The organism is Acidipropionibacterium jensenii, assembly GCF_005890135.1.
Taxonomy (GTDB): domain Bacteria; phylum Actinomycetota; class Actinomycetes; order Propionibacteriales; family Propionibacteriaceae; genus Acidipropionibacterium; species Acidipropionibacterium jensenii.
Genome location: NZ_CP040635.1, coordinates 1,726,331 through 1,743,591, shown reverse-complemented (window position 1 = coordinate 1,743,591; position 17,261 = coordinate 1,726,331). Strand labels below are relative to the sequence as shown.

The following is a 17,261-nucleotide window of genomic DNA, read 5'->3' as shown; positions in this document are numbered from 1 at the left end:
TGACGCGGGTCTCGGTCACTTCGACTCCTCCTTCGGCTCGAGCTTCTCATCGGTGCCCGGAGCGCTCCAGCCGTGCTGGCGGGCGATCTTCAGGCCGCGCAGGGAGGCCTCGCCGGCGGTCGGACCCTCGTCGGCCCGGTCGTCGGGGAAGCCGGCGAGCACCCGCTCGGACTGCTTCCAGCTGGTGATGGTGGCTCCACGGGTGGACCGGACCGGCTCATCGGCCGCCAGCGCATCCAGGATCTCGTCGGCCTTGCGCGGGGTCATGTTGTCCATGAACTCCCAGTTGACCATCATGATCGGCGCGAAGTCGCAGGCCGCGTTGCACTCGATGCGCTCCAGCGAGAACTTCCCGTCGGGGGTGGTCTGGCCCTCCTTGATGCCGAGCTTGCGCTCGACCCGGTCGAGCAGCAGGTCGCCGCCGAGGATCGCGCACACCGAGGTGGTGCAGATGCCGATGTGGTGCTCGCCGGCCGGGCGCCGCTTGTACATCGTGTAGAAGGTCGCCACCCCCGACACCTGGGCGGCGGTGATGTCGAGCACCGTGGCGCAGGCCTCGATGCCGGCCGGGGAGACCCGTCCGTCCACCGACTGCACCAGGTGCAGCATCGGCAGCAGGGCCGATCGCGGCTCGGGGTAGCGGGCGGCCAGCGAGCGCAGCTCCTCGATGGTCTCCTCGGTGATGGCGGTCGACTGGTCGGACTGGTCGACGCCGCCGGTATCGGAGAAGTGCGAGTGGAACTCCTCCTCGAAGGGGTAGGACGACTGGGTTGACTCGCTCATCGGTCAACACCTCCCATGACAGGGTCGAGAGAAGCCAGGGATGCCACCACGTCGGGCAGCAGCGAGCCCTCGCAGATGGCCGGGATGGACTGCACGTGAATGAATCCGGGATCGCGCAGATGGGAGCGGTAGGGCCGGGTCCCGCCGTCGGAGACGAGGTGGCAGCCGAGCTCCCCGGCGGGCGCCTCGACGGTCTGGTAGACCTGCCCGGCCGGCACCTTGAATCCCTCGGTGACGATCTTGAAGTGATGGATGAGAGCCTCCATCGACTCCCCCATGATGTGTTTGATGTGCTCGTTGGAGTTGCCCTGGCCGTCGGGGCCGATCGACAGCTCCGCGGGCCAGGCGATCCTCTTGTCGGCCACCATGTGCGGGGCCCCCTGGGTGTCGATCAGCCTGGTGAGGCACTGCTTGAGGATCTTGATCGACTCGAACATCTCGTGCAGCCGCACCAGATAGCGCCCGTAGGCGTCGCAGGAGTCGGCGGTGCACACCTCGAAGTCGTAGTCCTGGTAGCCCGAGTAGGGCTGCTTCTTGCGCAGATCCCAGTCGAGACCGGTGGAGCGCAGCACCGGACCGGTGGCCCCCATCGCCATGCAGCCGGTCAGGTCCAGATATCCGACTCCCCTGGTCCGCGACCTGAAGATCGGGTTGGCGGTGAAGAACTGGTCGATCTCGGGGATGTTGTCCTCCATCCTCTTGATGAGATCGCGCAGCCTGTCCAGGCCGTCCTCGGGAAGGTCGGTGGCGGTTCCGCCGGGGCGAATCCAGGCGTTGTTCATCCTCAGCCCGGTGACGGCCTGGTTGAACTCGAGGCAGATCTCGCGCTCTCTCAGGCAGACCTCCTGGACGGAGGTGGCGTTGAGCTCCAGGGCGCCGGCGCCGACCCCGGTGAAGTGGTTGGAGATCCGGTTGATCTCCATGATCATCACTCGCAGGATCTGGGCCCGCTCGGGGACGTCGTCGGTGATCCCGAGGAGCTTCTCCACGGCCAGGCAGTAGACCGCCTCGTTGAAGAAGTTCGACACGTAGTTGCAGCGGGTCATGAAGGTGACCCCCTGGGTCCAGGTGCGGTACTCCATGTTCTTCTCGATGCCGGTGTGCAGGAATCCGATACCGGGGCGCACGCTGGTGATGGTCTCGCCGTCGAGCTCCATGATGAGGCGCATCACGCCGTGGGTGGAGGGGTGGGAGGGACCGAAGTTGACGACCACCGTCTCGTCGCCGCGCTCGGCCGACTCGGCGACGATGTCGGACCAGTCCCCGCCCTGGGCCAGGAACTCGTCGCGCCTGGGGGTGCTGTTCTCGCTCATCAGTTGTAGCTCCTGCGCTCGTCCGGCGGCGGTGTGACATGGCCCTTGTACTCGACCGGGATGCCGCCCAGCGGGTAGTCCTTGCGCTGCGGGTGGCCCACCCAGTCGTCGGGCATCAGGATCCGGGTGAGTGCCGGGTGACCGTCGAAGATCACTCCGAACATGTCCCAGGCCTCCCTCTCCTGGTAGTCGGCGTGCGGGTAGAACCGCACCACCGAGGGAAGGTGCGGGTGGTGGTCGGCCGGGTCGGCCAGCGCCACCTCGAGCCGGATCCTGCGGTTGTGGGTGTAGGAGAGCAGGTTGTAGACGACGTGCATCTCCTGCCCGCTCATCTGGGGGTAGTGCACGCAGGTCAGCGAGGCGCAGGACTCGAACCTCAGCTGGGCGTCGTCGCGCAGCGCCTGGACCAGCTCCACCAGCTTCTCGGGGCGCACGAAGAAGGTGATCTCGCCCCGGTAGACCAGGGTCAGTCCGGCGGAGAACCCGGGCACCAGCTCGGCCATCCGGTCGGCCACCGCGTCGAACCAGCCGCCGTAGGGGCGCGAGGAGTCCCCGGGGAACTCCACCACCCGGGTCAGCCCGTTGTAGCCGGAGGTGTCGGAGGTGCCCGATGCGCCTCCCCACATCCCGGTCCTCACCTCCATCACCGGGTTGGCCGCCGGGACCTGCTCGATCCCGGTCCGGTCGGTCGGCTCGTTGCCGGTGGCCGGCGTCTGCTCCCCGCTCATCTCTCGATCTCCTTCGCCGGGGTGGTGGTCGGCATCTCGAGGGTGCTGGGGGCGGCCAGCGCCCGCTGCTCCTTGACTCTCTCGACCTCGGCCATGTGGCCCAGCAGCGGCCAGTGCTGGATCTGCTCGCGCAGCTTGAAGACGGCGTCGATGAGCATGTCGGGGCTGGGCGGACAGCCGGGCAGGTAGATGTCGACCGGGATGATGTGGTCGCAGCCCTGGATGATCGCGTAGTTGTTGAAGATCCCTCCCGAGGAGGCGCACGCCCCCATCGAGATGACCCACTTGGGGTTGGGCATCTGGTCGTAGAGCTGGCGGACCACCGGGGCCATCTTCTGACTCACCCGGCCCGAGACGATCATCAGGTCCGCCTGGCGGGGGGAGGACCGGAACACCTCGTGGCCCCAGCGGGCGGCGTCGGCGCGCGGGCCGCCGTAGGAGATCATCTCGATGGCGCAGCAGGCCAGACCCATCGTCAGCGGCCAGAAGGAGGTCTTGCGCAACCACCCGACGACCGCCTCCATGGAGGTCATCACGATGCCGGCAGGGACATCAGCGTCGAAATCGGCCATATCTTCCTCTCAGTCCTTCAGCTTCTCGGACCCGGTCCGGTTCAGTCCCAGTCCAGGCCGCGTCGGCGGTAGACGTAGATGTAGGACACGAACACGGTGACGATGAACAGCACCATCTCCACCACGGCGAAGGCTCCCAGGCTCAGGAACCGGTTGAAGGAGACCGCCCACGGGTAGAGGAAGACGATCTCGATGTCGAAGACGATGAACAGCATCGCGACGACGTAGTACTTCACGGGGAACCGGCCGCCGCCGACCGGCTGCGGGGTGGGCTCGATGCCGCACTCGTAGGTGACGTGCTTGGACGCGTTGTGACGGGTCGGGCTGAACACCTTGTTCAGGCCGATCATCACGCAGACGAACAGCGCCGCCAGGATCATCATGCTGACCAGCGGGATGTAAGGGTTCATCGCCTACCACCTTCGACGTCGTTGTCCGTGGTGCCCGGCTGATCGCCGGGCCTTCCTGTTCTGCTCGGGCACCTCATCCGGTGCGGTACCCATCTGCGGTTGTGTGGTACTTCTCAGTGCCGCTTCTCTGGTGCTCTTGTTCTCATGGTGCCGCGCCACTCATGCGGGTGGCACGATTCTGGTGAGTGTGTTGATCACCCGGTCGGAGAGATCTCCGTCGCGGGAGTCGGTGAGGTTGGCCAGCAGCTTGTTGACCATCCTCATCAGGGACTTGCGCGGCAGCCCGTAGGTGGTGCACAGCTTCATCACCCGGGGGTCGCCGATGAGCTTCACGAAGACGGTGCCGAGTCGGTAGTAGCCGCCGAGCCGTGCCTTGAGCTGAGTCTGGTAGCCCTCCAGGGCCTTCTCGGCCGAACGAGTCCCGACCCCGCGGTAGTGCGCCTCGGCGATCGAGTCGGCGGCCATCTCGCCGGCCTCCATCGCGTAGTCGATGCCCTCGCCGTTGAAGGGATTGACCATGCCGGCGGCGTCTCCCACCAGGAGCAGACCGCGATGGTAGGCGGGTTGGCGGTTGAAGGCCATCGGGAGGGCGGCGCCGCGGATCGGTCCCTCCTGGTTCTCGTCGGTGAATCCCCACTCCGGCGGGGTGTGGCTCAGCCAGCGCTTCATCAGCTGCCGGTAGTCGGTGTTGTGGAAGGCCTCCGAGGAGTCGAGCATGCCCAGGCCGACATTGACGGTTCCGTCCCCCTCGGGGAAGGCCCAGCCGTATCCGGGCAGCAGCGCCGACTCGTGGGGACGGCCGTCCCACAGCTCCAGCCAGGAGCTCAGACAGTCGTCGTCGGACAGCGGGGAGCGGAAGTAGGCGCGCACCGCCACCCCCATCGGGCGGTCCTCCCGGCGGTGAATGCCCATCCGGGTGGCCAGCCGCGAGGAGACGCCGTCGCAGGCGACGACGACCGGGGCGCTGAAGACGCGGCCGTCGCCGGTGCGCACCCCGATGATCCGGTCGGTGCGCTCGTCGATGACCGGTGCGCTGACATTGGCCCCGGTGACCAGTCGGACCCCTTGGGCGGCGGCGTGCTCGGCCAGCCGCTGGTCCAGCACGGACCGACGGCAGACCATCCCGAAGTCGGGGAAGTCGGCCAGTTGCGGCCAGGGCATCTCGAAGGGGGCGATCCGGCCGCCGTGGATGCGCAGCGCCCGGGTGTGCTTCCACCCGGCCCCCTCGGAGACGTCGACGCCGAGACGGATGAGCTGCTTGACCGCGCGGGGGGTCAGGCCGTCCCCGCAGATCTTGTCGCGGGGGAAGGTGGCCTTCTCCAGGAGGGTGACGTGGAGGCCGCGGCGGGCGAGGTGGGCGGCGGTTGCCGATCCGCCCGGGCCGGCCCCGACGACGATGACATCGGACTCCAGTGAGGTGGCGTCGGGATCCTCGGGGCGTGCGGAATCGGTCCACGTCGTGGACCCGTCACTCCCCTGGAATGTCACCTGTCGCCTCCTCATTGAACTGCGGTACAGAGTCTAAGACCCTCGAGGCGTCCCGTCACATCCGGCCCTACCATTTCGGACAAGGGGAGATACCCCTTCAGGTGCCACTATTTTAGCGAGCTTTCCCTTCGCTAAATGCTGCTGGAGGTGTCTGCCCCGAGGCACCACGGATCTATCGCGTGAGACTCATGACTTGTGACATGCCCGATGACATGCACCAGTCACGTCGGGTTCGTCAGCACCCCTGTCCTGCGCTGATCTCGCTTGAAAGTATGTGCAGCCAACCGGGCGTTCGACCGGTATTGTGCCCAGTGTGATCGTGAACCCGGGTTCCAGTCGACTGCGAGCCCGCACCGTTGCCATTCCCGACCCCGGATCGCTGCAGAAGTACCTCACCGCGCGGTCGAGCATGTGCCTGCTCCACGGCAACGAGGAGATCATCGGTCTGGGTGAGATCGCCCGCTTCGAGACGGACTCCCCCGGGGCCGCCGATGTCTGGTGGGAGGAGTTCTGCGCCGACATCGAGAACGAGACGGAGATGCCCGGGGTACGAGGCACCGGCCCGCTGGCCTTCGGATCGTTCACCTTCGACGGCGACCGCTCGACCTCGCCCTCGGTGATGATCGTTCCCGAGACCGTGATCGGCCGCAGAGCCGGCTACTCCTGGCTCACCCAGGTCTCCTTCGACTCGGTGCACGCCGATCCGCCGCGCATTCAGGCGCCACCGCGCCAACCCACCGGTCTGGAGCTGTCGGACGGTGTGGTGACCGAGCAGGGCTGGGCGGAGCGGGCCAGCCAGGTGCGCGAGATTCTCGGTGACGACGTGCAGCGGGTCCTGTTGATGCGCGACCTGATGGCTCGCGCCGACGATCCGATCGACCCGCGCTGGATCGTCCAGAGGTGCTCCGACCTGCTGCCGGACTCCTGGACCTATCTGGTGCAGGGTGCGGTCGGGACGACGTCCACCCTCCTCCTCCGCCAGATCGACGGGCTGATCACCACCCGGACGCTGTCCCACGGGCCGAGCGCCGTCGCGGGCTCCGACCCCAGGCTGCTGGAGGCGCTCAGTGGCACCGGGCCCTTCGCCGAGGAGCACGGCAGTGCGGTGAGATGGTCCGAGGAGATGCTCCGGCCCTTCTGTCGCTCCACTCAGCACTCCCCCTTCCCCGGACTCATCCCCGAGGCCTCCGATCGCATGCTGGTGACCGACGTCACCGGAGCCCCACTGCCCGAGACCCGGTCCCTGACCGCAGTCGGGGCGATGCACCCGGCACCATTCGTGAGCGGCCTGCCGCCGTGGAAGGCCCTCGAGATGCTCGCCGAGGTCGAGGGTGTGGACCGCGGCCGGATCACCGGTCCGGTCGGATGGATCGACTCCCAGGGCGACGGCGAGTGGGTCGTCGACTGGCGCGGCGCCCAGGTCGACGCCACCGACCCCAACCTTCTCCATGTCTTCATCGGCCAGCCGGTCGGACACGACGATGACGTCTCCCTGCTGGCCACCGCTCTGCGGAAGCGAATCAGCGCCACCTTCGCGCTCATGAGGTGAGTCGGGCGCGGGCCCGGTCGATCTCAACCCCCCCTCTCGGTCACAACTCCGCGCAATCCAACAGATGCACCTATTGAAATAGTTGCATATATGATCCATGATGGATCCATGCGAAGCGAGCAGCACGAGATCGACGAGGCGGTGCGCCTGTTCAGGGCGCTCGGGAATGCCTCCCGGATCCGGCTGCTCCTGGCACTGATGGAGCAGCCTCAGTCGGTCTCCGACCTGGCCGTGACGGTGGGGCTGACCCAACCCCTGACGTCGCAGTATCTGCGCGTCCTGGCAGATCGCGGTCTGGTCTCATCGACACGACAGGGTCGAGCGGTGATCTACCAGGTGGCCGACCGCCACGTGGTGCACGTCCTGGAGGACGCGCTGACACATGTCTCCGAAACTGCTCCTGACATCACCACCCACGACACGAAGAAAGAAGACACCATGGCAACCATCGAAGCCCATGCCGAGCACACCCTGGCCGAGCACACCCACGGCCCGAACTGCGGTCACAAGGCCGTCCAGCACGGCGACCACACCGACTACCTGCACGACGGCCACCTGCACGCCCTGCACGGCGACCACTACGACGAGCACTGAGACGAGCACTGAGACGTCCGTCGTTCCGAACGGCCGCTGACCTCCTCAGAGACCGACCGGATGCAGCTGGGGCCCGTGGCGTGTTCGCCACGGGCCCCAGCTGCATCCGGTCGATGCCGCCGGCAGGCTACCTCCGGCGGGTGACGACCTTCTTGTCGGCGGGCTTGCCGTGCCTGCTCTCCTCGAGCTCACGGCGGGCGTCCTTCTGCATCTGCTGCATCTCCTGCTGGTCGATCCCACCCATCCGCAGAATCGCGTAGGCGATCACGGCGGCCACGATCGAGAACCAGGGGGACAGCCCCAGGACGATCCAGATGGTGATGAGGGCGACCATGTCCAGGCCCCGCACCAGGTTGAACATCAGGCCAGGCGGCATGGCACCCATCTGGGTGGCCACCATCGGCGCCGAGTAGTCGGCGGACTTCGCCGACACCCACCTGATCGCTCCGATGTACCCGGCTGCAGCGGTGATGAGGGCCAGCATCACGGCCTGCACCCAAGGGGTGTGGCTCGCCGAGCCGACACCGTGGAAGGCAGGAACCACCGCGATCGCCCAGATCCCGGCGAGCACGCCAGGCACCACCGACGCGGCGGTGCGCACCTGACTGGTGCTGAACGGCAGGCAGCGCATCAGCCCCTTGGTGCGCGAGAGCACCCGCAGGCTGGTGAAGAAGGGCACCAGGGCCGCCACCAGCACCAGGGCCGAGATCGTCGAGGAGAACCGGCCCATACCGAGGGCCTCCACGGCATAGGGCACCACCGCGGTGACCGCCAGGGTGATCAGCGGCTTGGGGAATCTGATCAGCCGCTGGACGTCTCGCCAGATCAGCGTCTGCAGGCCCAGTCCGCGCCCGCGGGTGGGGTGCACCTGGCCGCGCTCAACGGCGTCGCGCTCCTGGAGGATGTCGCGCATCAGGGCGAAGTCGAGGGCGAAGGCGGCGCCCTGCATACCGGCCGCCAGCGACCCGCCCGACATCAGTCGGGCACGTCTGATCCGGTTGAGACGCATCCTCGCCAGGACCGCCGAGACCACCAGCAGCAGCACGCCGCCGGCCGCCACCGACAAGGCCGAGGCCACCGCCACCGAGGTGGTGATGTCCAGATGGAACCACCCGGTCGCAGAACCCACCACGGCCAGCAGGGCGCCCAACCCGGCCAGTCCTGCGATTCCGCCGACCAGTTTGACCGTCCAGACCCGCTCCACCCCCTGCTGGGCGGCGGCGAAGGCCACCACCCCGGCGGCGGCCAGCCCGGTGGCCGCGGTCCATGCCACGATCGCCAGCCCCGCCGACCCGGTCAGCGCAGAGACCAGGGCACCGATTGCGGCGCCACCGAGGAACCCGGCACCCACCGCGACCCACAGCCTCTTGACCAGGATGCGCGACCGGCGGATGGGGGCGTCCAGCAGCCAGAATCCCTCCGCGGCCGAGGCGAGCACCGGCCCGAAGATCCGCGCCGCGGCCACCGCGAAGGCCAGCACCCCGGCCAGGGCCGCCCACGGCAGCAGTTCCCGGGCGGTGCGGCAGCCCGCCGCCGAACAGGTCGACGCCTGCCCCTGGGCCTGGATGATGAGGCTGACCAGCATTGCCACGATCACCAGCAGGGAGAAGATCATCACATAGGCGTCGCTCAGCGCCTGCCAGATGTTCCTGGTGGTGCGGCCCTTGCGCCAGTCCCCCATCAGCAGCTGAAGCTGCTTCTCGTCGACCTCACCGGCCCAGAAGTCCTCGGGCCTCTCGTCGATCACCAGTTCCGGGTCGGGCACGTCGGCGGGCTCGGGGGCCTTCGGAGTGGCCTGCGCGGCCGCCTCGGGCTGGTTCTGTCGTCGATTCTGGTTCTTGAACTTCCGGTTCCTGCCACGGCTCATCCGCGCTGCCCTCCCAGGGCGACCGTCCGCGCGCCGAGCGCCTCCAGCAGGGAGGGCTCGTGGGAGGCCATCAGGATCGCCAGATCGTGCTTCATCTCCTCGCTCAACCGCTTTCCGAGCCAGGCGATGCCCTCGACGTCCAACCTGGCCTCGGGCTCGTCGAGGACGAGCAGCTTGCGGGGCCGCACCAGGGCAGTGGCCAGGGCAAGCCGTCGACGCTGACCGGTGGACAGGGTGCCGGGCAGCTGACCCGACTGGGGCACCAGCTGAACCTCCTCCAGCACCTCGTCGACCAGCGAGTCGGCCTCGGCCAGGCCGTGGGCGCGAGCCAGCAGGTCGAGGTGCTCGACCACCGAGAGGTCGGGGAAGAAGTCCAGGTCGTCGATGACGGTGGCCACATTGCGGCGGAACTCGGGCCGGGTCTCGCTGACCGGCTGACCGAGTACCTCGACGGTGCCCGAGGTGGGCCGGTCGGCGCCCACCACGCACCTCAGCACGGTGGACTTGCCCGCTCCGTTGCGCCCGGTCAGAGCCACGGCCTCACCCGCGTGAACGGTGAAGGAGAGATTGTTGATGACGGTGTGGTCGCCGTAGGACTTGGTGAGGTCCTTGACGACCAGGACGGGAGAGCGAGAAGCCATGATCTGTATTCTCTCGCACCGGCCCAGGGCCCCCAAACCAGCCTTGCCCGAGCCCCGATCCGTTGACCTGCTGTGGGAGACTGGGCGCCGTGTTGACGACCAGGGCCACTCTTGACAAGCACCACAGCGACGTCGCCTCGATGTTCGACGGGGTGGCGCAGCGCTACGACCTGATGAACTCCATCATGACGATGGGAGCGGTGGACCACTGGCGCGAACTGGTCGTCGAGGCCGTCGAACCGCAACCCGGCCAGACCATCCTCGATCTGGCGGCCGGCACCGGGACCTCCTCGGCCACCTTCGCCGCCCACGGTGCGCAGGTCTACCCCACCGACATCTCGATGGGGATGCTGCAGGTCGGCCACCAGCGTCAACCCGATCTGCACTTCGTGGGCGGGGACGCCACCCGGCTGCCCTATGCCGACGACGTCTTCGACGCCGTCACCATCTCCTACGGACTGCGCAATGTCGAGGACACCTCCGCGGCCCTGTCCGAGATGCTGCGGGTCACCCGTCCCGGCGGACGGATCGTGGTCTGCGAGTTCTCCACCCCCACCTGGGCGCCCTTCCGGCACCTCTACCGCGACTACCTGCTCAGTGCCATCCCCGCGATGGCCCGGCTGGCGAGCAGCAACCAGGACGCCTACGACTACCTCGCCGAGTCGATCCTGGCCTGGCCCGACCAGGCCGCCCTGGCCGATCTGATGGCCCGGGCCGGCTGGCAGGCGGTCGCCTGGCGCAACATCTGCGGCGGTGTGGTGTCCCTCCACCGGGCGTGGAAGGCATGACGGCAGCGATCCTGCTGGACGCCTGGGCGGCCCGGTCCTGCCCGGTGAAGACCCAGAACGCCTTCGACCCCACCCTCGACCACTCCGATCCGGCCGCGGAGGCCAATGCCGACCTGTTCGCCGGCTCCCGGGACCTCGTCGACCTGGTCTGCGACCGGCTCGCCACCGTCCCCGGGACCGTCGACCTGCGCCCCCTCGCCGAGGGGGACACCGCCGCACACCGGCTCGCCACCGACCGGGCCCTGGCCGCCGGGGCGCCGGTGATCATCGCCCCCGCGCTGCCCGACTCGCCTGCCGGGCACCGCACCGGCTCCCCCGAGGTTCTCGTGCGGTCCGGGGCGCAGCGGTCATCGGCCGGCTGCGGCTACCTTCCGGTGATCATCACCCCGCACCGCGTCCTGGAGCGTCACCACACCCGGGCCCAGTTCACCTGGACCACCGCACTCGCCGATCCGGACCTGGCCGCAGCCACCCTCAGCAGCGACCAGACCTTCCGGTCGGCACGCCAGGGGCCGCTGCTCCAGGCGGCCCACTACTGGCGGCTGCTGGCCGATCTGGACCTGCTGCCGGCCCCGACCCGGCTGCCGGCCGCCAGACTGGCCGGGATCGTCGGTCGTGACCAGGTCGACCAGCTGTCGGGAGAGCACGGCATCGCCTGGCTGGACCTGGACCACCACTTCATCCGGACCTTCTCGCGCACCGCCGCCTCGGGCTGGCGGCGTCGCTCGGTGCTGGACCGCTACGACCACGAGCACGAGTTCCGGGTCGCGGTGGCCCACCACGCGATGAGCAGCCCGCAGCACCCGATGGTCGAGCCGATCGTGGTCGGCGAGTGCGAGTCCTGCCAGTGGTGGAGCACCTGCCAGCCGCGGCTCGACGACGCCGACCTGTCCCTGCGGATCTCCAAGGCGCCGCTGGACGTCCGCGAGATCGCCGCCCTGCGGAGGATGGGGGTCAGCACCGTCGACGACCTGGCCGATGCCGACCTGGAGACCCTGCTGCCGGACTACCTGCCGCAGGTCCAGCACCGCCCCGAGGCCGAGCGGCGGATCCGGTTGGCCGCCCGGCGCGCCCGACTGATCCGCGACGGCGTCTGTCTGGAACGCAATGACGCCGATCCGATCCGGCTGCCCGTTAGCCGCCTGGAGATCGATCTGGACATCGAGACCTCCCCCACCGACAAGGTCTACCTGTGGGGATTCTGGGTCGACGACCGCGACCACCTGCTGGCGGCCAGCCGCGGACACGACGGCCCCTACTACCTGGCCTTCTCCTCCTTCGAGGATCTCGACGACGCCGCCGAGGCCGCCCTCGCCGCCCGCGCCATCGACTGGCTCGACGAGGCCGTGCGCGCCGAGCCCGGCTGCCTCATCGTCCACTACTCCGACTACGAGAAGGTGCACCTGCGCCGGTTCGGGAGGGCCTCGAGTCCCTGCCCGGACCGCACCACCGGTCAGGTCGCCCGACTGCTGGCCAGCGGCTGTTTCCTGGACCTGTTCGCGGTGATGAGGGCGCACTTCTTCGGGACGGCCGGACTCGGCCTCAAGGTCGTCGCCCAGGCCGGCCCGGGATTCCACTGGCGCGACGCCGAGCCCGGCGGGCTCAACTCGCAGATCTGGTGGGACCAGGCCGCCCACCACGCCGATCCGGCCCGGCGCGCCTCGGCGCGCGCCCGGGTGCTGGCCTACAACGAGGACGACGTGCGGGCCACCTGCGCGTTGAGGGGCTGGCTGCGAGCCGGCGCCGTCGTCCCCGGTTCGGCAGCGGTCCCGTCGGCACCTCCGGGGGCGGTGTCGGGGGCGGTCTCAGCAGCCTCCCACTGATCACCGGAGGGCGCTGCGGGCACACGTAGACTTGTCACTCGTGCATTCGTTGACCCGTATCCTCCGGTTCACCAGCTCGCTGTGGCGCCACTACCTCGGTGTCGTCCTCACGGCGGTGGTGGTTGCTCTCAGTGCCCTGGCCGTGCCCTTCGTGATCGCCCGGGCCACCGATCTGGCGGTCGAGGGGGTCCGGACCGGCTCCCACCAGATCGCGGCCATCATGTGGCTGGCGGTGCTGCTGCTGGGGATGGATCTCATCAACTCGGTGGCCACCAATGTCAACGGCTGGCTGGGCGACGTGATGAGCGCCCGGATGCGCGAGATCCTGTCCAGTCGCTACTTCGCCAAACTGCTGTCCCTGCCGCAGTCCTGGTTCGACGAGGAGCTCACCGGCTCGATCACCAACAAGCTCACCCGGTCGATCACCAACATCACCGATTTCGCGAAGGCCTTCTCGAACAACTTCTTCACCCTGCTGCTCACCACCGTCGCGGTGCTGGCGATCTCGGCCTGGTACTACTGGCCGTTGGCGCTGCTGCTGGCCATCGTCTTCCCGCTCTACGTCTGGCTGACCGCCCTCACCTCGCGCCACTGGCAGGCCCGCCAGGACATCATCAATGAGCATCTGGACACCGCATCGGGCAGGTTCCAGGAGGTCATCTCGCAGATCCGGGTGGTGAAGTCCTTCGTCACCGAGAACTCCGAGCAGCGCGGCTTCGACCAGCACTACGACGCCACCGTCGCCACCACCAGGGAGCAGTCCACCCACTGGCACCTGATGGACACCCTGCGCCGGGCGGTGCTCAACGTCATCTTCTTCGGGATCTACGCGATCATCTTCGTCCAGACCGCGCGCGGATTCTTCAGCATCGGACAGATGGTGCTGCTCATCCAGCTGATGACGATGGCCCGCCAGCCGGTGCAGATGATGAGCTACATCATCGACAACGCCCAGCGCGCCGTCTCCGGGTCCAAGGACTATTTCACGGTGATGGAGACCCGGCCCAGCTACACCCGTCCGCTGCCCGACTCCTCCACCCCCCGCGTGATCGACATCACCGATCGGCAGCCGGCCGTCGAATTCCGCGACGCGGTGTTCTCCTACGACGGGTCGAACCGGGTCATCGACCAGGTGAGCTTCCAGATCGGCACCGGCGAGAAGGTCGCCCTGGTCGGGGAATCGGGAGGCGGCAAGTCCACCATCGTCAACCTGTTGCTGGGCCTCTACCCGCTGGACTCCGGCGAGATCGTGGTCGGCGGACAGCCGGTCTCCCAGCTGCCGGTGGAGGAGCTGCGGCACAGCATCGGGGTGGTCTTCCAGGACCCGTCGCTGTTCTCGGGAACCATCAGGGAGAACATCGCCTACGGGTCCCACGCCACCGACGCGCAGATCGCCGAGGCCGCCCGGCGCGCCTACGCCGACCGATTCGTGCGGCGATTCCCCGACGGCTACGACACCCTGGTCGGGGAGCGCGGGATCAAACTGTCGGGAGGCCAGAAGCAGCGGATCTCGATCGCCCGCGCGATCCTCAAGGACGCCCCGATCCTGGTCCTCGACGAGGCCACCTCGGCCCTGGACACCAAGTCCGAGAGATGGGTGCAGGCCGGCCTGGAGTCCCTCATGGAGGGCCGGACCAGCCTCATCATCGCCCACCGGTTGTCGACCATCTCCGGTGTGGACCGGATCGTCACCCTGGACCAGGGAAGGGTCGACGAGATCGGCACCCCCCAGGAGCTGGCCGCCTCCGGCGGCATCTACGCCGAGCTGCTGACCCTTCAGGCCTCCAGCTCGAAGGCCGACCGCAAGCGTCTGGAGCGGTTCGGGATCAAGATCTGAGGCCCCCTCCCGGGATCCCCATCGGGATCTCGGGTCGTGGCATCTCGGGCAAGGGGGATCCGGGGTCAGAGGATCTGGTAGCGGTGCGAGTGCCGGGGGGTGGCCTGCATGTCGGCGACAGTGGCCTTCCAGGCGAGGTAGTGCTCAGTGGTGCGGTGGGCCTCCACGGCGTCGATGTCGCGGTACTCCTCGACCAGCGTGAAGTTGGTCGGCACGTCGAGCTGACGGACCAGGTCGAACCGGGTGACGCCGGGCTCCTGGCGGCTCGCCTGTGCATTGGCGGTGCTGGCGGTGATGAATGCGTCGACGCACTCGGGCTTGATGTCCAGGAATGCCAGGGTGATGATCATCGGCTGTCCTCTCAACAGTGGTGACGGATGACGTCACCAACCTATGGGGACGCCGACGCCGGGGTCAGCCCCTCAGCCCAGCAGCGCACCGATGAGCAGGCCGATCGAGCAGGCCAGGTCGGCGAAACCGGTGTCCCGCAACGCCCTCACCAGCACCATCCCGGAGGCCCCGGTCACCATCGCCCGCACCGGACCCGACAGGAAGATCACCATCGCCAGTCCCAACAGCGCCCACCAGGTGGTGAGCGCCGCGACGGCGACCACCCCAAGGCAGGCCAGTCCGACCAGGGTGAGGTACAGCGCCCGGGTCCCGGTGTGGCCGAGGCGGGTGGCCAGGGTGCGCTTGCCGGAGACCCGGTCGCCGTCGATGTCGCGCAGATTGTTGGCCACCAGCACCCCGCACGCCAGCAGGCCCAGGACCACCGCGGTCACCCAGCCGGCGGCGTCCACCCTGCCGGCGACCACATAGGTGGTGCCGCCCACCGCGACCAGTCCGAAGAAGACGAAGACGAAGATCTCCCCGAGTCCGGCGTAGCCGTAGGGGTGGCTGCCCCCGGTGTAGAACCAGGCGGCCAGCACGCAGGCGATCCCGAGAACCAGCAGCCACCACTGGCCGGTGAGCACGACCACGGCCAGCCCCGCCAGCCCGGCGACCCCGAAGCAGCCGAAAGCGGCCGCCCTCACCTGCTCGGGGCGGGCCGCCCCCGAGCCGACCAGCCGCAGCGGCCCCACCCGGTCGGGCCCGTCGGAGCCGCGGATCCCGTCGGAGTAGTCGTTGGCGAAGTTGACGCCGACCACCAGGGCCAGGGCGACGACCAGGGCCAGCACCGCCGTCGCGATCCGCAGCTGCCCTATCGAGACGGCTGCCGCCGTGCCACCGATCACCGATGAGATCGCGATCGGGAGGGTGCGCAACCGCGCTCCCTCGACCCACTGCCCGAATGTCGCCATGACTCTCCTGTTCCCCGGGTGCCAACCCGATGTCGCCGGTGCCGGCCCGTGACGCGGATCCGTGCTCCGCTGCGGGCTGCACTTCTGTGCCGACACCACCCGACAGTCTCACACGTTCACAGCCCCAGGCCCTCACAGCCCCGCACCATCAGACACTGCCTGCGCGCGGCAGGGACACAGGGTCTAGCCTGTCCCGGGTCGGATCCTCTGGTCCGGCCCAGATGCACCGAGTGAAACGGGAACCCATCCGGCATGAGAACGATGTTCGCCAGCTTGTCCATCCCCAACTACCGAATCTTCTTCGTCGGCACCCTGATGGCAAACCTCGGACAGTGGATCGCCCGGACCTCGCAGGCCTGGCTGGTCCTGACGATTCTCACCCATGGCAATGCCACCGCGCTGGGCTGGGTCACCGCCATCAACTTCCTGCCGATCCTGCTCATCACACCGTGGGCGGGCGCCCTGGCCGACCGGTTCCCCAAGCGCCGGATCATGGTGATGGCCCAGATCGTCCTGCTCATCGACGCCGCGATCCTGGCCCTGCTGGTGCTCACCGGCCACGCCCAGCTGTGGATGGTCTTCCTGTTCGCCGGCCTCGACGGCATCGCCTCGGCCTTCTACAGCCCGGCGATGCAGGCCTTCGTCTCGGAACTGGTGCCGCTGTCCCAGCTGCCCAATGCGATCGGCCTCAACTCCGCCTCCTTCAACGGCGCGCGGCTGCTGGGCCCCGGCCTGGCCGGACTGCTCGTCGCCGCCTTCGGGGTGGGCTGGGTGATGACCATCAACGTCGGGCTCTTCGTGCTCTTCATCGCCTCGCTCATCATGCTTCGCTCCGAGCAGCTCCACCCGGCGCCCATCGCGGTCGAGAAGGCCACCGTCCGCGACGGCATCAGGTACGTCCGCGCCCGCCCCGATCTCATGCTGCTGCTGTTCATCGGCTTCATGATGGGAACCTTCGGGTTCAACTTCAACATCTCCGACGCCGTGATGGCCACCGCTGCCTTCGGCAAGGGATCGGGGGAGTTCGGCCTACTCGGCTCGGTGATGGGCCTCGGGTCGATCATCGGGGCCCTGCAGGCGGCCCGCCGTCGGCCTCGGCTGCGCTACATCGAGCTCGCCCTGGTGGTCTACACGGTCTCGATGACCGCCGCCACCTTCGCGCCGACGTACCCGGTCTTCGCCGCCATCATGGCCCCGATCGGCTGGGGGGCGGTCTCCACCCTCATCATCGCCAACACCATGGTCCAGATGTCGGTCTCCCCCCAGATGCGCGGCCGGGTGATGAGCTTCTGGGCGATGCTCGTGATGGGCGGCACCCCGCTGGTCTCCCCGGTCGTCGGCTGGCTCGGCGACGCCGTCGGCCCGCGGGCGACCGTCGCCTTCGGGGCGATCTCGCTGGGGATCACCTTCGTCGTGATCACCGCTGTGGTGATGCGCAGCGACAGGATCAGGGTCCACCTCGACCCGAGCAAGGGCGCCCCCTGGCTGCGGATGGTCCGCGGACAGGTGACCGTCGATCTGGACCGCCACGTGCGCTGAGGCCAGCTGGCCGCGGCTTCGTCGCAAC

The 17,261-nt window shown here is 68.4% G+C and carries 16 protein-coding genes; 6 read left to right on the top strand and 10 right to left on the bottom strand.

Annotated elements, in window-relative coordinates; all coding sequences use genetic code 11:
- Window positions 1-15: 15 nt before the first annotated feature.
- The 6 genes from nuoE to FEZ32_RS07660 all read right to left on the bottom strand — a co-directional run bounded on the left by nuoE (window position 16) and on the right by FEZ32_RS07660 (window position 5,219).
- Window positions 16-783, bottom strand: a complete 768-nt coding sequence (nuoE, locus tag FEZ32_RS07685) for an NADH-quinone oxidoreductase subunit NuoE (protein ID WP_028702655.1) — start codon at window positions 781-783, stop codon at window positions 16-18.
- Entirely contained in the window at window positions 780-2,096 is a 1,317-nt protein-coding gene (locus FEZ32_RS07680; protein WP_028702656.1) for an NADH-quinone oxidoreductase subunit D, read from the bottom strand. Before FEZ32_RS07680 ends, nuoE begins: the two co-directional genes overlap by 4 nt.
- Window positions 2,096-2,824: an NADH-quinone oxidoreductase subunit C gene (locus FEZ32_RS07675; RefSeq protein ID WP_097798396.1), complete on the bottom strand. Its 729-nt coding sequence runs from the start codon at window positions 2,822-2,824 to the stop codon at window positions 2,096-2,098. Before FEZ32_RS07675 ends, FEZ32_RS07680 begins: the two co-directional genes overlap by 1 nt.
- Entirely contained in the window at window positions 2,821-3,396 is a 576-nt protein-coding gene (locus FEZ32_RS07670) for a NuoB/complex I 20 kDa subunit family protein (protein ID WP_028702658.1), read from the bottom strand. Before FEZ32_RS07670 ends, FEZ32_RS07675 begins: the two co-directional genes overlap by 4 nt.
- Before the next feature lie 41 nt (window positions 3,397-3,437).
- Window positions 3,438-3,806, bottom strand: a complete 369-nt coding sequence (locus FEZ32_RS07665; protein ID WP_097798395.1) for an NADH-quinone oxidoreductase subunit A — start codon at window positions 3,804-3,806, stop codon at window positions 3,438-3,440.
- 159 nt (window positions 3,807-3,965) lie between these two features.
- Complete coding sequence (locus FEZ32_RS07660) at window positions 3,966-5,219, bottom strand: geranylgeranyl reductase family protein (protein WP_244937973.1); 1,254 nt, start codon at window positions 5,217-5,219, stop codon at window positions 3,966-3,968.
- A 388-nt stretch (window positions 5,220-5,607) separates the two neighbouring features.
- Between FEZ32_RS07660 and FEZ32_RS07655 the strand changes: the two genes are divergently transcribed.
- Together FEZ32_RS07655 and FEZ32_RS13665 are read left to right on the top strand one after the other, a co-directional pair.
- Window positions 5,608-6,843, top strand: a complete 1,236-nt coding sequence (locus tag FEZ32_RS07655; protein WP_175415760.1) for an isochorismate synthase — start codon at window positions 5,608-5,610, stop codon at window positions 6,841-6,843.
- A 108-nt stretch (window positions 6,844-6,951) separates the two neighbouring features.
- The gene (locus FEZ32_RS13665) at window positions 6,952-7,437 is read left to right on the top strand and encodes an ArsR/SmtB family transcription factor (RefSeq protein WP_197720477.1); all 486 of its coding nucleotides are present in this window, start codon (window positions 6,952-6,954) and stop codon (window positions 7,435-7,437) included.
- 127 nt (window positions 7,438-7,564) lie between these two features.
- Here the strand turns inward: FEZ32_RS13665 and FEZ32_RS07640 are convergent, their stop codons facing one another.
- Both FEZ32_RS07640 and ccmA read right to left on the bottom strand, forming a co-directional pair.
- Window positions 7,565-9,304: a DUF6297 family protein gene (locus FEZ32_RS07640; RefSeq protein ID WP_138680355.1), complete on the bottom strand. Its 1,740-nt coding sequence runs from the start codon at window positions 9,302-9,304 to the stop codon at window positions 7,565-7,567.
- On the bottom strand, window positions 9,301-9,954 hold the full coding sequence (gene ccmA / locus FEZ32_RS07635) for a heme ABC exporter ATP-binding protein CcmA (protein WP_232021306.1): 654 nt from the start codon (window positions 9,952-9,954) through the stop codon (window positions 9,301-9,303). The genes FEZ32_RS07640 and ccmA overlap by 4 nt, the downstream gene beginning before the upstream one ends.
- A 131-nt stretch (window positions 9,955-10,085) precedes the next feature.
- On the opposite strand from ccmA, the gene FEZ32_RS07630 reads away from it, so the two are divergent.
- From FEZ32_RS07630 to FEZ32_RS07620, 3 genes are read left to right on the top strand one after another with little or no spacing between them, the layout of a single operon-like run.
- Window positions 10,086-10,733, top strand: coding sequence for a demethylmenaquinone methyltransferase (locus FEZ32_RS07630; RefSeq protein ID WP_169338796.1), 648 nt, complete (start codon window positions 10,086-10,088; stop codon window positions 10,731-10,733).
- On the top strand, window positions 10,721-12,556 hold the full coding sequence (locus FEZ32_RS07625; RefSeq protein ID WP_138680354.1) for a TM0106 family RecB-like putative nuclease: 1,836 nt from the start codon (window positions 10,721-10,723) through the stop codon (window positions 12,554-12,556). Before FEZ32_RS07630 ends, FEZ32_RS07625 begins: the two co-directional genes overlap by 13 nt.
- A 40-nt stretch (window positions 12,557-12,596) precedes the next feature.
- Window positions 12,597-14,393, top strand: coding sequence for an ABC transporter ATP-binding protein (locus FEZ32_RS07620; RefSeq protein WP_084149276.1), 1,797 nt, complete (start codon window positions 12,597-12,599; stop codon window positions 14,391-14,393).
- Between the two features lie 65 nt (window positions 14,394-14,458).
- Here the strand turns inward: FEZ32_RS07620 and FEZ32_RS07615 are convergent, their stop codons facing one another.
- Window positions 14,459-14,743 (bottom strand): putative quinol monooxygenase, encoded by a 285-nt coding sequence (locus tag FEZ32_RS07615; protein ID WP_028702665.1) that lies wholly within the window; start codon window positions 14,741-14,743, stop codon window positions 14,459-14,461.
- Window positions 14,744-14,815: 72 nt separating this feature from the next.
- Window positions 14,816-15,694 carry a 1,4-dihydroxy-2-naphthoate polyprenyltransferase gene (locus FEZ32_RS07610; RefSeq protein WP_097798391.1) on the bottom strand — a complete coding sequence of 293 codons (879 nt, stop codon included), beginning with the start codon at window positions 15,692-15,694 and terminating at the stop codon, window positions 14,816-14,818.
- Between the two features lie 261 nt (window positions 15,695-15,955).
- Here FEZ32_RS07610 and FEZ32_RS07605 point away from each other — a divergent pair, with 261 nt between their 5' ends.
- Window positions 15,956-17,233, top strand: a complete 1,278-nt coding sequence (locus FEZ32_RS07605) for an MFS transporter (protein ID WP_028702667.1) — start codon at window positions 15,956-15,958, stop codon at window positions 17,231-17,233.
- Window positions 17,234-17,261: the final 28 nt, after the last annotated feature.

Bases quoted from the DNA above. Each gene is read 5' to 3' on its own strand.
- FEZ32_RS07605 (WP_028702667.1), top strand. From the start codon at position 15,956: ATGTTCGCCAGCTTGTCCATCCCCAACTACCGAATCTTCTTCGTCGGC.
- FEZ32_RS07610 (WP_097798391.1), bottom strand. From the start codon at position 15,694: ATGGCGACATTCGGGCAGTGGGTCGAGGGAGCGCGGTTGCGCACCCTC.
- FEZ32_RS07640 (WP_138680355.1), bottom strand. From the start codon at position 9,304: ATGAGCCGTGGCAGGAACCGGAAGTTCAAGAACCAGAATCGACGACAG.
- FEZ32_RS07630 (WP_169338796.1), top strand. From the start codon at position 10,086: ATGTTCGACGGGGTGGCGCAGCGCTACGACCTGATGAACTCCATCATG.
- FEZ32_RS07665 (WP_097798395.1), bottom strand. From the start codon at position 3,806: ATGAACCCTTACATCCCGCTGGTCAGCATGATGATCCTGGCGGCGCTG.
- nuoE (WP_028702655.1), bottom strand. From the start codon at position 783: ATGAGCGAGTCAACCCAGTCGTCCTACCCCTTCGAGGAGGAGTTCCAC.
- FEZ32_RS13665 (WP_197720477.1), top strand. From the start codon at position 6,952: ATGCGAAGCGAGCAGCACGAGATCGACGAGGCGGTGCGCCTGTTCAGG.
- FEZ32_RS07670 (WP_028702658.1), bottom strand. From the start codon at position 3,396: ATGGCCGATTTCGACGCTGATGTCCCTGCCGGCATCGTGATGACCTCC.
- FEZ32_RS07680 (WP_028702656.1), bottom strand. From the start codon at position 2,096: ATGAGCGAGAACAGCACCCCCAGGCGCGACGAGTTCCTGGCCCAGGGC.
- FEZ32_RS07675 (WP_097798396.1), bottom strand. From the start codon at position 2,824: ATGAGCGGGGAGCAGACGCCGGCCACCGGCAACGAGCCGACCGACCGG.
- FEZ32_RS07615 (WP_028702665.1), bottom strand. From the start codon at position 14,743: ATGATCATCACCCTGGCATTCCTGGACATCAAGCCCGAGTGCGTCGAC.